The following is a 15,999-nucleotide window of genomic DNA, read 5'->3' on the forward strand; positions in this document are numbered from 1 at the left end:
CTAAAAATAACGGTAAAGAAAGCACTTAATTAAGTGTTGATGATTATGGTTTTGGTAGGGATACATCCTATTTCTTTTGTTTAATGTACTCTGACGGTGCCATTCCATATTCCTCCTTGAAGCATGTACGAAAATAACCTAAGTCATTGAAACCGCTTGCATAAGCCGCTTCCGAAACATTGAGGCTTTCTTCCAGCAATAAACGGAGACTGTTTTTCAGTCTTATCTTCCGGATGAACTCATTGCCTGATATGCCTGTTAGTCCCTTTATCTTCCGGTAAAGGGTGGAGTGGCTCATGTTCATTTTATCCATCATAAAAGACATGTCGAGCTTGTCCATATCAATATTCTCTTCTACTATTGCAGTAAATCTATTAAGAAACTCCTCATCCAGTCTGCTCAATTTTATGGATTCCTGAGATTGTTCCGGTTTCAACTCTTTGGTGCGGTTTGCAATCAGGAATGCCAGTTTCTTTCTTGATTCCAGCAAATTGTGTATGCGGCTGTTTAACAACTTGGCACTGAAAGGCTTTGTCAGATAAGAATCGGCGCCACTTTCGTATCCTTCTTCTTTATCTTGGATGGAGTCCTTGGCTGTAAGCAGGATGACAGGAATATGACTGGTACATACATCTTCTTTTACCCGTTTGCAGAACTCTATTCCATCCATTACAGGCATCATAATGTCGCTGATGATGATATCAGGTATATGCTTCTGTGCCTGTTCCAAACCCTCTTTCCCGTTGGTAGCAGTTATGATTCGATAATTGTTACTGAAAGAAGAAACAATATATTCCCGGATGTCATCGTTATCCTCTACAACGAGTAACATTGGACGGATATCAGTGTCTTCTTGTTCTTTCTCTTGTATTTTTTGTTGTCCTTGAGTAGATGTTTGTTTCTCTTCTTTATGTAATGCACTAGGATAAGTATTTTCTGTCAATATGCGGAATGTGAAAGTCGTACCTTGGCCTACTACGCTTTTCACGTGCAACGCACCTTCATGTAAATCAGACAATGATTTTACTAGTGCAAGGCCAATACCTGTGCCGGATGCTTGATGTTTGCCTTTTACTTGATAATAGCGGTCGAAGATATGAGGAAGAGCCTCGGCATCTATTCCATATCCAGTATCTTTAACTAGTATTTCAGTGTATTGATCGTCTTCATTATCTGCTTGACGCATAATTAGACTGATTTTTCCTTCCGGTGTGTATTTCACGGCATTTGATAATAAATTATTTAGAATAGTCGAGATGATATCAGTATCAAAGTAGAGCATTGTTTTTTGAGATTGAACATGGATATAAAATTGTACTTTTTTATTTCGATTCAGTTCTTTGTAGCGTAATCCAATTTCTGTTATTAAATTACCTAAATTACCTTTGGATACTGTCAGCTTTCGATTTTGTGTTTCTGTTTTCCGGAATTCCAGTATCTGGTTAATGAGGTTCAGTAACCTAATGGCACTACTATGAATCATTCTAATCTTATTATTATAATAAGTCGATAGATTTGAATCGTTCATCAAATCTTCTAGCGGGCCAAGAATTAGAGTTAAGGGTGTTCGCAATTCATGCGTTATGTTAGTGTAAAAGCGTAAGCGTTCGTTATTGAGTTCCTGCTCATTCAAGCTTTTCTTGCGTTCCAGCTCTAGAGAATTTTCGAGTATTAGCTTCCGTTTATAAAAGCGGAACCAAATATACATTCCTAAAAGGACCTGTAATATGTAAAAAACTTTAGCATACCATGTCAACCATAGAGGAGGATGAATGTGCACTTTTATGGTGGCGATGTGATTGTCATCCCACTCTTGATTCCGTAATCGTGCTCTAACTCTGAATATATATTCTCCGGGAGAGATGTTTCGGAAAGTAACTTGATTCTCTCCTAACGTATTAGTCCATGTATTCTCTAATCCTTCGATCATATATGCATATTCTACTTGTCCACTTTGTGAATAGTCAGGAACAGTAAATGAGATGCGGAAAGAGTTTTGGTTATATGGTAAGTTAATATTTTTACCAACGGTTGGAATTAGCGTTTCTCCACTGCGGCTTTCTATTCTGTTGTTAAGTAGTCTGCAATCCATAATTTGTACAAGAGCAACTTGACGTTCTTTTGTCAGACTTTGAGGATTGAAGTAGCATACTCCATTTAGTGAACCGAAATAAAGCGTTCCATCTGGAGTGCAACATGCAGAGCCTTCAATAAAATTACCCGTAGGTATTCCATCACGATAGTCATAACAATCAAATTCCATCTGCTTTTTGTCCCAAAGAGCAATACTATTGTTTGTACTGAGCCAAATGTTTCCATTTTGATCTTCTTGGATAGCACGTACAAAGGTATCTTTAAGGCCTTGACCATAACCGAACAATTCGAATTGTTCAGGCTGATTTGTATCTTTGATGTAACCCAGACCATTGCGAGTAGCTATCCAAATACTACCTTGCGAATCCATGTAGAGTTGGTTGATACCATTGGAATGGAATTTGTTGTTTTTCGTTAACTGTGCTATTACTCTATCTTCTGCATCGAAAACTGTAATTTGGCCACCATATGTGCCTACCCATAATTTTCCTTGTTTATCACGTAGAATGCCATAAACTGACTTATCTGATAATTGGTTGGTGAGATTGTCTCTTTTGCATATCACTCCGTTAGTATAGGTATATACGCCATATTCGGTGCCTACCCATATTGTGTCGTCTGTATCTTTAAAGAAAGTAATGATATCTATATTATCCATATCCATAGGAATTCGTTCAATGCGATTATTGGGAATATCAAGCTTTAATAGACCGTCATCATATATTCCGAGCAGTAAATTATCATATTTACTACTTGTGATAGAAAATACTTGCCCATATGGTCTGGATAAATATTTTGTTATATCAAAACTCTTCTGTAGTCTGTCATTTTTGAAGATAACCACTTCGTTTTCACCACCTAACCATATCTGCTCTTCATCTTGGTATATTCCCCATATAGGTTTATTCTTTGTTTTGTGCCCAACCTCGGTAGTGTAAGGTAGTATGTGGAATATGGGTTGAGTATGACTGATAAAGTTGACCCCACTACTATAATTACCTATCCATATATTGCCAAATGAATCTTGTAGCAGGCTCCGGGGATTACTTGATGAAAGTCCATATTTATCCATAGTTGCAGTAATATTATAGAACTGTACGCTTGAAGGATTCTTAAAGGTTATGTTGTGTAAGTCCAATATACTGATACCGCCAATGTCACTTGCTATCCATAACATTCCGTCATCCATTTCCTGAATGTCGTATATATGGTCTGCAATTAGCGAATGTGGATTATTATGCTCATGCCTAAAGACTGTGAATTCTTCAGTCTTTGGATTGAAGAGGCCAAGACCTTGGTTTGTTCCCACCCAAATATTCTCTAGATGATCTCTATATATTGTATAAACGCTGTTGCCTGGTAGACTTTTAGAATTGGCAGGATCATTAATCAGATTATGTGCTGTTTTATTTTCCAGATTGATAATGCTTAATCCACCTTGTGCATGACCTACATAGAGATGTCCTTTTCCGTCATCAAAAGCACACCAGTTTAAACTTTTCAGTCCTTTGATGTCTTTACTGGAAAAAGTGGTGAACTTCCTGTCTTTCTTACTATAATGTATTATTGGATTGCGATGACATATAATCCATATTCCACTGTCTGCTGCAGCTACAATATGTTCAACACTATTTATTCCGATGGTTTCTGGTAGTGGGGATTCTTTAAATTGCTGTGTAGAACACTGAAGTATGTCAATGCCACTACCGCTTCCTATCCAAAGTTCATCATTTTCTTTATCATAAAATAGAGTGTTTTGGCTATTGTTTTTCAAATCGGAGTTATAGCTTCTATAAGTTGTGAAGTGGCGCCCATCAAATCGATTTAAACCTAACATGGTTGCCACCCAGATACATCCTTGTCGATCTTGTGTAATATCTTTGACATAGTTATTTGATAATCCATCTTCCACTCCAAGGTGCTTTAGAGTGTAAGGTTGTGCTATACTGTTCATACTGAATAATAGCAGGCATAATGCAAATATTATATGTGCGTTTCGCATGATAACTTGGATTACTAGTTGTCTTTAGACAAAAATACAATAAAATCCTGTTATGAATATATGCTAATGAGCATTTTGCTTAATTTCCCATTGTTGATTGCCCGTTTCACCTACCTTTGTATGTTTAATTATTCTAATGAAAAGGAGTTTGTAGGAATAAAGAGAATTAATGATTTGCAATGAGAGGGCATTGTGGATTTACTGATGTATAAGTTGTTGGCTCTATTTGTGTTTTGAGGCTTTGAATTTGTTCTGTGTACGACTTATTGTTATTGGGTTGATAAATGTTCCAAAAAGCATTGATAATGATGAATTCTTTGACATGTGTGTTGTTCCAAAAAGAATGAAATTGAATGATGCTGCATAAGCAATGAATGATTATTTGTGTTTTTTGCATAATATTCATGTTTTATGTGGAGTTTAGATACAAGAAATTAACTTCTTGTCGGTAAGGGATTGACTTCTTGCAGATAAAGAGTTAATTCCTTGCATACTCTTAGTTGCGTTCATCATAGATGAACGGGGTAAAACTCTACGATAAATATCGTTTTTTTCTAGGTGAACAACACTATTGAAGTAAAAGAGAGAATAGGTGATTTTTTAGAGAGGCAATAAAAAATGTATCGTGTTGATTGCTATATTTTTAAAGAATATTGCTTTCCTTTTTGAATATTTGCTAGCAAACGGACGTAAATAAAAGATTCTGGAACGTTTGGAAATACAAAATGACAAATAGGCAGATTTGGGAAAAGGGAAACTAATATTTTGATGATTTGAAATACTATTAATGAATGATATATTACTTATTATTGTTTCTGTCTTTCCAATGCTGCTGTCTAATTACTGCTGTGATATAGAACTATTCGGAGTTTTAATTATAAGGGTTTTAGAGGTGGGAGAAATAAATCAGAAGCAGTGGTAGATTGGGCATGACGAATTTGTCCCCTTTTTAAGGTTAGTTTATCCCTGCTTATTACGGTAGACTACTGTACATTTGCATATCCCTTTTGAGGGAAGTTTTGAGAGTCAATTAACCTTTTATTATCTATTAAAAGAAAAACAATGAAATCAGATTCTTTTAGAAACAATCGGAAGGCACTTGCGGCCTTGTTGCTTTGCACTGGTTTTATTGCCGGACATCCTTTCGCAGTGATGGCTGATGGCAATGAACAAAGTACACAAGTAGTCCTACAACAAATCAAAGTTACAGGTGTGGTGAAAGATGCAATGGGACCTGTTGCTGGTGCCAGTGTCGTGGAAAAAGGTAATACTTCTAATGGTACTATTACTGATATTGATGGTAATTTTTCTCTATCGGTAAAGTCTGGAGGAATTATTATTGTTTCATATTTAGGATATAAGACGCAAGAGATCACGACAGTCGCAGGAAAATCAATTGATGTTGTGTTGAAAGATGATACAGAGCTGCTGGATGAAGTCGTAATAGTTGGTTTTGGTACACAGAAGAAAGTAAATCTTACGGGTTCGGTGGGTATTGCTACTGCTAAGGAAATCGAATCTCGTCCTGTATCTTCTGCTGTACAGGCTTTGCAGGGAGTTATTCCTGGCTTAAAAATTACGACATCGACGGGGGATATTAATAGTACAATGGATATTTCTGTTCGTGGTATTGGTACTATTGGTGAAGGTTCAAGCGGAAGCCCGCTGATTTTGATTGATGGGATGGAAGGTGATTTAAATACAGTCAATCCGCAGGATATTGAAAACATTTCTGTCTTGAAAGACGCTGCTGCTTCTTCTATCTATGGTGCGCGTGCACCATTTGGTGTTATTTTAGTGACTACAAAGAGTGGTCAGCAAGGTAAAACGTCTGTAAACTATAACAATAGCTTTCGTTTTTCTAGCCCGTTAAGTTTGCCGGAATCTATGGATTCTTATTCATGGGCTGTAATGGTAAATCAAGCACAGATCAATGCTGGTGGTTCTGCCTATTATAGCAATGAAACGATGCAGAAGATGTTAGATTATCAAGCTGGCAAGTTGCAGAATGGTATAGATCCGGATTCTAATAATCCTAATGCTTGGGAAGATATATGGTCTAAGGGATATGCGAATTCAGATCTTTATGATGAAACTTATAAAAGTACAATCTTTTCGCAGGAACATAATTTGAGCGTTTCAGGAGGAAGTAATGCACTCACATATTATGTTTCTGCTAATTACTTGAAGCAGAATGGTTCTTTAAAGATTGCAGATGACGGGTTGAATCGCTATAATGTGACAGCAAAATTGTCAGCAAAGCTCACTGATTGGCTTACGCTGAATACAAATATTCGATATACAAACAACGACTATTGGGGACCAAGCAATGCTATGAACTACAATTATTATGGCAGACAAAATTGGCCTAATATACCAATGTATGATCCTAATGGACATTTTTTGCAGGAAACAGCTCTATCAATAGCTGAAGGGGGTAAAAAGAGTATCAAAAGTGATCGTCACTATTATCAGGCAGCATTGGTATTTGAGCCCATCAAGAATTGGGTAACTAAAGCTGAAATCAATTATAGCATCTTTAATGAGAATACTAAAAACTCTTCTCTTCCCGTATATACTTGGACACCTCAAAATGTTCAGTTGACTGGTACTTCAAGCTCTACTTTGTCAAAAACAAGCGCTGAAAACCGTTTCCTGAATATTAATGTTTATAGTGAGTACTCACGTTCATTTGTTGAGGCACATAATTTTAAGATTATGGCTGGTTTTCAGTCAGAAGAAATGAAACAACAGGGACAGTACGGCTTGAAATATGGCTTATTGGATTTTGAAATGCCTGAATTTGATTTGACAACAAGTCTTAATGGCAGTGGAAATACAGTTTCTCCCACACTCACCGGTTATTCTAATGAATGGGCTACTGTAGGTTTCTTTGGTCGATTTAACTATGACTATAAAGGACGTTATTTGTTTGAAGCAAACTTACGCTATGATGGTAGTTCACGTTTCCGTCGTGATAGCCGTTGGGTGACATCACCATCTTTTTCGTTAGGATGGAATATTGCGCAAGAAGGATTTTGGAAACCGATTTCTGATATTGTTAATCAATTGAAAGTACGTGCTTCTTATGGTCAGTTAGCAAATCAAAATACTACTAGTTGGTATCCGACATATCGTACTATGTCTTTGGGCGCTTTAAGTGGCTCTTGGTTGAATGCAAATGGTACGCGCCCAAATACAGCTGTGGTAGGGGGCTTGGTAAGCTCTTTGTTAACATGGGAAACGGTGCGTACATGGAATGTTGGTCTTGATTGGGGATTGTTTAACAATCGCTTGACAGGTTCGTTTGACTATTTCCGCCGTTATACTTATGACATGGTAGGTCCGGCACCCGAATTGCCTGTTACATTGGGATTATCTGCTGCAAAAACTAACAATACTGATTTATATACTACTGGCTGGGAAGTTTCTGTCAATTGGAAAGATAGAACAAACTTTGGTATGAATTATGGTATTAATCTATCTCTTTCTGACCAGCAAACTTATATTGATTATTATCCGGGAAATGCAACAAAATCAATAGGTTCGAATGGTTCTGCAAGTTCATATATCAGTGGACAGAAGATTGGATTAATTTGGGGATACGAGACGATTGGCATTGCCAAGACACAAGCGGAGATGGATGCTCACTTGGCTACCTTACCCAATGGCGGTCAGGATGCCTTGGGTACTCAGTCAAAATGGGAAGCTGGTGACATTATGTATCGAGATTTGAATGGTGACGGTAAAATAACAGAGGGGGCTCGCACTTTGGACGATCATGGTGATTTGAAAGTGTTAGGTGATCTTAATCCGCATTATTTCATAGGTTTGGATTTAACAGCAGACTGGAAAGGATTTGATCTCCGTGCTTTTTTCCAAGGTGTGCTTGATCATGATTATTGGCCGGGTGGAGATTCCAGTGGAAATAATGAAGGCGCCGGCGGTTATTTTTGGGGAACTCGTGGTAATCGTAGCATTTGGCATGCACGAGGGTTTACAGTACACCAAGATTATTTCCGTGCAGAACCCATTGGCCTTGAAGGTCATGAAATTCCTGCCAATGTAGATTCATATTATCCACGTCCTCTATTTAGTCTCTCTGGTACAGGTAATGGTAAGAATCAGTACGTTCAGAGCCGATATATGCAGAATGCAAGATATATCCGTTTGAAAAATTTGCAGATTGGCTATACGCTTCCTTCAAGTCTGATGAATAAGGTTGGCATTAGCAAATGCCGTATTTTCCTTTCAGGTGAGAATCTTGTGACATTTACTCCTCTGTTCAAACTCTTTGATCCTGAAACAGCAATGGGTGGTTTAGGCGGTAATGCTTATCCTCTTTCTCAAACATGGTCGTTTGGTTTAAGTCTAACTCTTTAATATAAGCAATAATGAAAAAGAATATTATATATATTGCATCGCTGGTTTTGTTACTTACATGCATTTTGACATCTTGCGATGATTATTTGGACAGAGAACCTTTGTCCTCAATATCTCCGGAAGGCTACTTTAAGAATGCCGACCAGCTGTTGGCATATACAAATGAAATATATAGTCGTGTTATGCCTGACAATGGTGGTAACTCTTATGGACTTTATGAAAGTGACCAGGGTACAGATAACCAAATCAAATCGGATGCTGTCCCTTCCAAATATGATGATGGCGTATGGAAAGTTGGTCAGAGTGGTGGAGGTTGGTCTTTTGAGACAATCTATCGTTGCAACTATTTCTTTTCGATGGTGAACCCTAAGTTTGGAGAGCAACTTGATGGCTCGGAGAATACTATTCAAGGAGATTTGTCCTCTATCAGACATTATATAGGTGAAATGTATACGTTACGTGCATTGACTTATTTCAATATCTATCAATCATTTGGTGATTTTCCAATCATTACGGAGCCTTTGAACGATAATTTGCTAGTACTAACAGAAGCCAGCAAGCGTTCACCTCGAAATGAGGTAGCTCGTTTTATTTTGTCCGACTTAGACAAGGCTATCGAATTTTTATCTAGTAAGGATTTAGAGACAACACGTATTAATCGTGACGTAGCTTTGCTCATCAAATCCCGTGTCGCCCTTTATGAAGGTTCATGGTTGAAGAACTTCAAGGGGACAGCTTTTGTACCCAATGGCGAAGGATGGCCAGGTAAGCAGAAAGACTATAATGCCAATTATCAGTTTCCGAGTGGGAATATTGATAATGAAATCAATTGGTTCTTGGAGCAAGCGGTATCAGCTTCAAAAGAAGTAGCAGAGAAATACAAAGGAAGTCTGACTAAAAATACGGGAGTGTTTCCGCAAAATACTTCAGAGCCGAACAATCCTTACTATGACATGTATATTTCAGTTGATTTGTCATCTTATAAAGAGGTAATGCTATGGCGTCGTTATGCACCTGCACTTAAGATGCACGGTATTCCTATTGCAGCCAATACCGGAAATAATGCCACTGGAGTATCTCGTTCCTATGTGCAAAATTTCTTGATGGCTGATGGGAAACCTGTATATGCACACGGTACATACGCGGATGGTGATGGATATTATATGGGAGATAAAAGCCTTGCTAATGTAAGAGTAAATCGTGATACACGTTTATCTGTGTTCTTGCAAGAGCCGGGGCAGGATAATATGATAAATGGTACTACTGGTTCTAACATCTATTATATCGTTCCTTTTCCTGATATCTTAGGTTTAGGTCAGTATCGTTATCCTACAGGATATGTTCTTAGAAAAGCTTTGTCAACGGATATTGCTATGTATCTAAAAGGAAACGAGGCATATACGGCTGTACCGGTTTATCGTGCTGTAGAAGCATTGTTAAACTATATGGAAGCAAGTTATGAATTGACAGGTAGACTTGATGAGACTGCCCGTGAATATTGGAAAATTATACGTCAGCGTGCTCATGTAAGTGATGATATTGATGGCACGATTGCAGCGACAGATATGTCTCAAGAAGCAAATAATGATTGGGCTGCCTATACTGCCGGTAAGTTGATAGATCCTGTTCTATATAATATACGTCGTGAGCGCCGTTGTGAATTTATTGCTGAAGGTTTGCGTTACATGGACTTGTGCCGTTGGAGAGCAATGGATCAGTTAATGATAAAACCATATATCCCAGAAGGGATACATTTTTGGAATACACCAATGCAACAGGAGGTGGATGCTAGTAAGATTGTTTGTGATGGTTCTACTCAGTCTAATTTATCATCTTCTGAATCAAGTGAATATATTCGTCCATTTCAAAAAAACTCTAGCCAACGGTGTTATAATGGCTTCATTTGGCACATGGCGCATTATCTTGAACCGATTGCAGTGAAGCATTTTCTTATAACATCATCTGATGGAGTGTCGGTCGAAGATTCGCCAATTTACCAAAATCCATATTGGCCAACAGTTCCAAATATGCCAGCGGAGAAGTAGAGGGAATGTTCTTTGTTTTTGATAGGTAATTAAGATAGGGGCAGTCCCTAACATTGTGACTGCCCCTCCTGTATGAAAGGAGAATTGATCTTGCTGTGCGGCGTAAGTCGGCAAAAGGAGGAAAGTATGAATATGAAGTAGATTTAAAGATATGGCAAATATAAAATTACTTTTATTTTCAAGTGTTTTATACCTGTGTTCCATTATGACACAGAGTATTTATGCATCCCAAGATAGTTTGTTTTATTTTTATACTCCGAAAGATGGAATACTGGATATCAAACAGGCAATATTTTCCTTTGTTAAAGGTGTTTCGTTTATTCATGTCACTCGGGAAGAATATGAAGAAATAGAAGAAAGTTGGGATTTTACGGACGGACAAGATATGTCGGATGAGCAAAAGGTGAAATTAGATGCAGATGAGTTGGTAATTGGGGATGCTTTTGTCCAAAATCTGCGTTGGGATTTGCTGTTGGATACTATCGGTAAGTTTGGTTCTTCTATTAGTTGGACATCTGACAATCCAACATTTATATCCGACAAAGGAAAGCTGCTGAAATACTCTTCCAGAATGGATGGAAAAGAAAAAGTAAAACTGACTGCGACTATCTCTGCAGGTAGTTATACGAAAACTAAATCATTTTTGGTGAGTGTTGCTTACGAAGAGCCCGAATATGCAGGCTATCTATTTGCTTATTTCGAAGGTTCTGGGGATGAATTAAAACAGGAGCATTTACGTTTTGGAATTAGTACAGATGCAATGAACTGGCATGCGCTTAACAATAACGAACCTGTTATTTTATCGGATACAATTTCTCAAACAGGTGGAATACGTGATCCGCATATTCTTCGCGGAGAAGATGAAAAATCTTTCTATTTAGTTGCAACTGATATGTCAGCAGCAAAAAATGGTTGGCATAGCAGTAATCCTGGCATTATTTTAATGAAATCAAACAATCTTACGGATTGGAGTCATACAGCAATAGATTTAGTAAAAACTTATCCCCAAAAGTTTGGTAAGGCAAAATGGGTATGGGCACCTCAAACAATATTTGATCCTGTAGCTAATAAATATATGGTCTATTTTACTGTTATTTTTCATGATGACCAGCATTTAGATTTTTATTGTGCTTATGCCAATAGCGAGTTTACTGGATTTGAAACAATTCCAATGCTTATGTTCCGCCCTCAATATGGTGGCATTGATGGGGACATTATATATAAAGATGGTGTGTTTTATTTTTTTTATAAAGGAAATATTAAAGATAAAAATGGGGTAGAAATAAAGAGTGGAATATTGCAAGCCATTGGGAAAAGACTGCAAGGGCCTTGGAAAGAGGACCTGAATTTTTTAGATGCTTATGCAGATACTCAAATACCTATAGAAGGCTCAGGGGTTTTTAAACTAAACAATTCTGATTCCTATATATTAATGTACGATTTATTTCGGAATCAACGATATGAGTTCCAACGAAGTACAGATTTAGTGAACTTTACCCCAAATACTGAAAGCTTTGTGAAAAATTTTACCCCTCGACACGGGACTGTCATGAGTATTACTAAAAAAGAAATTGAATGTCTGAAAAATAAATGGGGGATAACCTTGTAATGAATAGATTTTATAGAATAAATATCAGAAACTAAAATAATATATTATGAATAAAATTTTGAATATACTTGCCGGTGCCATTTTATTTTGTATAGCACCTGTGGTGGCACAGGAATATCCTAAAGTGATATTTCCCGGTGATTATCCGGATCCTTCCATTCTAAGAGATGGAAAAGATTATTACATGACACATTCGTCGTTCTCTTACAGCCCTGGATTCTTAGTGTGGCACTCTCAAGACCTTGTTAATTGGGAACCGCTATGTAGAGTCAATGGTACTGGTATGGCACCCGACTTAGTGAAATATGGTGGTACGTACTATATCTATTTCCCATGGGGTTCGACTAATTATGTGGTATGGGCAAAGAATATGAAAGGTCCTTGGAGTGAACCGATAAACTTGAAGGTGACGGGAATTGACCCAGGGCATATTGTAGATGAAGAAGGAAACCGATACTTGCATTTGTCAGAAGGAACGGCTGTAAAGTTGGCAAAGGATGGTCTTTCTGTTATTGGGGAACCAATTACCGTATATGACGGATGGGAGTATCCGAACGATTGGAATACAGAATGTTTTTGTTTGGAATCACCGAAGCTTACGTATAAAAATGGATATTATTACCTTACAAGTGCTGAAGGAGGTACAGCTGGCCCTGCTACAAGTCATATGGTGGTTTCTGCCCGTTCAAAGAATGTTATGGGTCCATGGGAGAATTCGCCTTACAATCCCATTGTGCATACCTATAGTGCAGATGATAAATGGTGGTCGAAAGGACATGGCACGCTCGTAGACGATATCAATGGTAATTGGTGGATTGTCTATCATGCTTATGCCAAGGATTTTCATACTCTTGGACGTAGTACGCTTATCGAACCGATAGAGTGGACGAGCGATGGGTGGTTCAGAACCAAGTCAACAGCTACTTCTCTTGTTACGGATAATTCCATAAAAAGGAATGTATCCGATATTTCTGACAATTTTAATGATAAGGAATTGGATATTCGTTGGTCTACGTTTGGAGGAACACCCAAATTGTGTACGGAGCTAAAGGGCAATAGTTTATTCTTGCAAGGAAAAGGAACTTCTCCTGAAAATGGACGTGTACTTCTCACCATTCCGACACATCAAAGTTACGAAACCCAAGTAGAGGTTAATCTTGGAGAAAAGAATAGTGGCGGGCTTTTACTCTTTTATAAACCCAAAGTATTTGCTGGTATTACTTGTGATGGAAAGTATTTTACGGTTTATACTAACAGTGAAAAATTCGATAATATACCTAATACATTTGATAATCATTTCTTTTTGAAAATTATCAATAAGTTGAACGTCTGTTCAATCGAGATAAGTGACAATGGCAAGCAATGGGAGAGAGTGGCTGATAATGTCAATGTGAAAGAGATGAACCACAATAATTATAATGGGTTTAGGTCTCTTCGAATCGCTTTATATTCTGCAGGAGAAGGAACAACTCAATTTAAAGATTTTCGTTACAAACGTATTGACTAATAAGAATATATCATGAAGCTCTTATATAAATGTTGTATGAGTTATTCATTGCTATCATTTATTGTAATCGGTTTATATATCTTCTTTCCCAATAATGCAGAAGCAAAGAAAACTCTTTTTAACAAAGGTTGGACTTTTTATCGTGAAGGGGATGAGCCAGATACAATGTCGATTCAATTGCCGCATACTCCTAAAATCGAGCCATTGGTAGTAAATGACCAGTGGATGGGAGTGTGTGTTTATTCTAAGAACTTTTTTGTTCCTCACTCTGCCAAAGGCAAGAACTTGTTTTTGAAATTTGAAGCGGCTATGAATGAAGTAAGTGTATGGTTAAATGGTGAGAAAGTGATGGAGCATTTGGGGGGCTATTTACCATTTGTGGTAGAGTTGACAAATAAGGTTAATTATGGTGCTTCAAATAGAGTTGTATTGCGATTGAATAATTGTGATAATCCCATTACTGGTCCTAAACCTCTGCACAAACTTGATTTTAATACATATGGAGGTATTTATCGGGATGTTTGGTATATCGAGAAACCTGCTATATATATAACGGATGAGTCAATGGAAAATCAAGTCGCTGGTGGAGGGATTTTCTTTTATGCAGATAGTGTTACTTCACAGGCAGCTACTCTTTTCACTAATGTACATGTGCGTAATTCATCAAATAAAGATACAAGAGTGAAAGTTGTTTGTACACTGTTGGATAAAGGAAAGAGAATCATTTCATTTCAGACTGATGAGCGAAAGATTGAACCTGGTACGGCAAAGTATCTGACAGGAAATGGAATACTTAAAAAACCATTATTATGGTCATCTGTTTCTCCCCATTTATATCAGATGCGTACGGATGTTTATGCTAATGGCAAATTGGCCGATACTGAAACAATCAAAATCGGTATCAGAGATATTAAGATTACTTCGGATGGATGTTGGATTAATGGGGAAAAGACTTATTTGAGAGGTGTAAACCGCCATCAAGAATATCCTTATCTTGGATATGCATTATCCAATAATGCGCAGTATCGTGATGCTTATCTTATTAAGCAGGGAGGTTTTGATTATGTACGCTGTTCGCACTATCCCCCTTCACCTGCTTTCTTGGATGCCTGTGATGAATTGGGGATACTGGTATTGGATGCTATACTTGGATGGCAGTATTTTGGGAATAAGGAATTTGTAGAACATTCTTTGCAATCGTCACGTGAACTTATCCGTCGTGACCGTAATCATCCATGTATCTTAGCATGGGAATTATCAATCAATGAATCTTCCATGCCAAAGTCTTTTATGGATGCTGTGCATCAAATATCTAAAGAAGAATACCCTTATCCAAATTCATATTCGGCAGGTTGGATTGATTATGCTTATGACATTTACATTCAAGCTCGCCAACATCGCATTTTGCACCCTGATAAGTCCAACAGAAGTAAGCCTCTTATTGTGTCGGAATACGGTGATTGGGAGTATTATGCGCAAAATGCAGGATTTAATCAAGAAGAATGGCAGGATCTGAAACATGAAGAACGTAGCAGTAGACAGCCGCGTCACACTACAGAAAAACGGTTGTTGCAACAGGTTCGCAATATCCAAGAAGCGCATAATGACAATCTTAACACTCATGCTTTTTCTGATGGATATTGGGCGATGTTCGATTATAACAGAGGGTATAGTGAAGATTTGGAGTATTCGGGGGTAATGGACATATTTCGCTTACCAAAATACTCCTACTTTTTTATGCAGAGCCAAAAGGGTTATGACGAAGATAGTATTTTGTATATAGCGTCTCGTTGGGAGCCAGGTAAATCTGAGAATGTTAGGGTTTTTAGCAATTGTGATGAGGTTGAACTTGTAATAGATGGTACCACTATCGGGAGACAAGTCCCTGATCAGGATGATTTTTCTACTAATCTTAAACATCCACCTTTTACATTCAATGTATCTTGTAAGGTCTCTGGAAGTATAAAAGCTATTGGATTTAAAAATGGAATAAAAGTTAAGGAAGAAGTCGTTTGTACTGCAGGAACCCCTTATTTACTGGAATTAGGATATAACGAAGCAGGAAAACGGGCAGAAGCTGGTTATAATGATGCCATTTTTGTTTATGCTTTTGTTAAAGATAAAAATGGCACTATTGTAAATTATTATAATAGTGAGGTGCGTTTTAAGGTAGTTACAGGAGATGCAAAAATCATCGGAAATGGAATGCCTCATGCAGAAGCTGGGATTGCTCCTACTTTATTACAGATCGGGGAAAAAAAACAATCGGTGAAGGTTAGAGCTGAAAGTAATAATTTGGTAGGAGAATTACTTGTAGAAGTGAAATAACCATAATAATATAATAGATAAATGAGGATAA

6 protein-coding genes are annotated in these 15,999 nt (G+C 37.5%); 5 read left to right on the forward strand and 1 reads right to left on the reverse strand.

The window, feature by feature from the left end; all coding sequences use genetic code 11:
* Nucleotides 1-67 precede the first annotated feature (67 nt).
* Nucleotides 68-4,096 (reverse strand): hybrid sensor histidine kinase/response regulator transcription factor, encoded by a 4,029-nt coding sequence (locus tag HMPREF9447_RS14985; protein WP_009130587.1) that lies wholly within the window; start codon nucleotides 4,094-4,096, stop codon nucleotides 68-70.
* A gap of 1,062 nt (nucleotides 4,097-5,158) precedes the next feature.
* On the opposite strand from HMPREF9447_RS14985, the gene HMPREF9447_RS14990 reads away from it, so the two are divergent.
* The 5 genes from HMPREF9447_RS14990 (at nucleotide 5,159) to HMPREF9447_RS15010 (ending at nucleotide 15,968) form a co-directional block, all read left to right on the forward strand.
* Nucleotides 5,159-8,479, forward strand: a complete 3,321-nt coding sequence (locus HMPREF9447_RS14990) for a SusC/RagA family TonB-linked outer membrane protein (RefSeq protein ID WP_009130590.1) — start codon at nucleotides 5,159-5,161, stop codon at nucleotides 8,477-8,479.
* 11 nt (nucleotides 8,480-8,490) lie between these two features.
* Nucleotides 8,491-10,524, forward strand: coding sequence for a RagB/SusD family nutrient uptake outer membrane protein (locus HMPREF9447_RS14995; RefSeq protein ID WP_009130591.1), 2,034 nt, complete (start codon nucleotides 8,491-8,493; stop codon nucleotides 10,522-10,524).
* Between the two features lie 151 nt (nucleotides 10,525-10,675).
* Nucleotides 10,676-12,133 carry a glycoside hydrolase family 43 protein gene (locus HMPREF9447_RS29115; RefSeq protein WP_009130592.1) on the forward strand — a complete coding sequence of 486 codons (1,458 nt, stop codon included), beginning with the start codon at nucleotides 10,676-10,678 and terminating at the stop codon, nucleotides 12,131-12,133.
* Nucleotides 12,134-12,179: 46 nt separating this feature from the next.
* Nucleotides 12,180-13,640, forward strand: coding sequence for a family 43 glycosylhydrolase (locus HMPREF9447_RS15005; protein ID WP_009130593.1), 1,461 nt, complete (start codon nucleotides 12,180-12,182; stop codon nucleotides 13,638-13,640).
* 36 nt (nucleotides 13,641-13,676) lie between these two features.
* Entirely contained in the window at nucleotides 13,677-15,968 is a 2,292-nt protein-coding gene (locus HMPREF9447_RS15010) for a glycoside hydrolase family 2 protein (RefSeq protein WP_167549122.1), read from the forward strand.
* The last annotated feature ends 31 nt before the right edge of the window (nucleotides 15,969-15,999 follow it).

It is taken from the genome of Bacteroides oleiciplenus YIT 12058 (genome assembly GCF_000315485.1).
Lineage (GTDB): Bacteria > Bacteroidota > Bacteroidia > Bacteroidales > Bacteroidaceae > Bacteroides > Bacteroides oleiciplenus.

Excerpts from the sequence above, each read along its gene's own strand:
- HMPREF9447_RS14985 (WP_009130587.1), bottom strand. The coding sequence starts at position 4,096 with ATGCGAAACGCACATATAATATTTGCATTATGCCTGCTATTATTCAGT.
- HMPREF9447_RS14990 (WP_009130590.1), top strand. The coding sequence starts at position 5,159 with ATGAAATCAGATTCTTTTAGAAACAATCGGAAGGCACTTGCGGCCTTG.
- HMPREF9447_RS14995 (WP_009130591.1), top strand. The coding sequence starts at position 8,491 with ATGAAAAAGAATATTATATATATTGCATCGCTGGTTTTGTTACTTACA.
- HMPREF9447_RS29115 (WP_009130592.1), top strand. The coding sequence starts at position 10,676 with ATGGCAAATATAAAATTACTTTTATTTTCAAGTGTTTTATACCTGTGT.
- HMPREF9447_RS15005 (WP_009130593.1), top strand. The coding sequence starts at position 12,180 with ATGAATAAAATTTTGAATATACTTGCCGGTGCCATTTTATTTTGTATA.
- HMPREF9447_RS15010 (WP_167549122.1), top strand. The coding sequence starts at position 13,677 with ATGAGTTATTCATTGCTATCATTTATTGTAATCGGTTTATATATCTTC.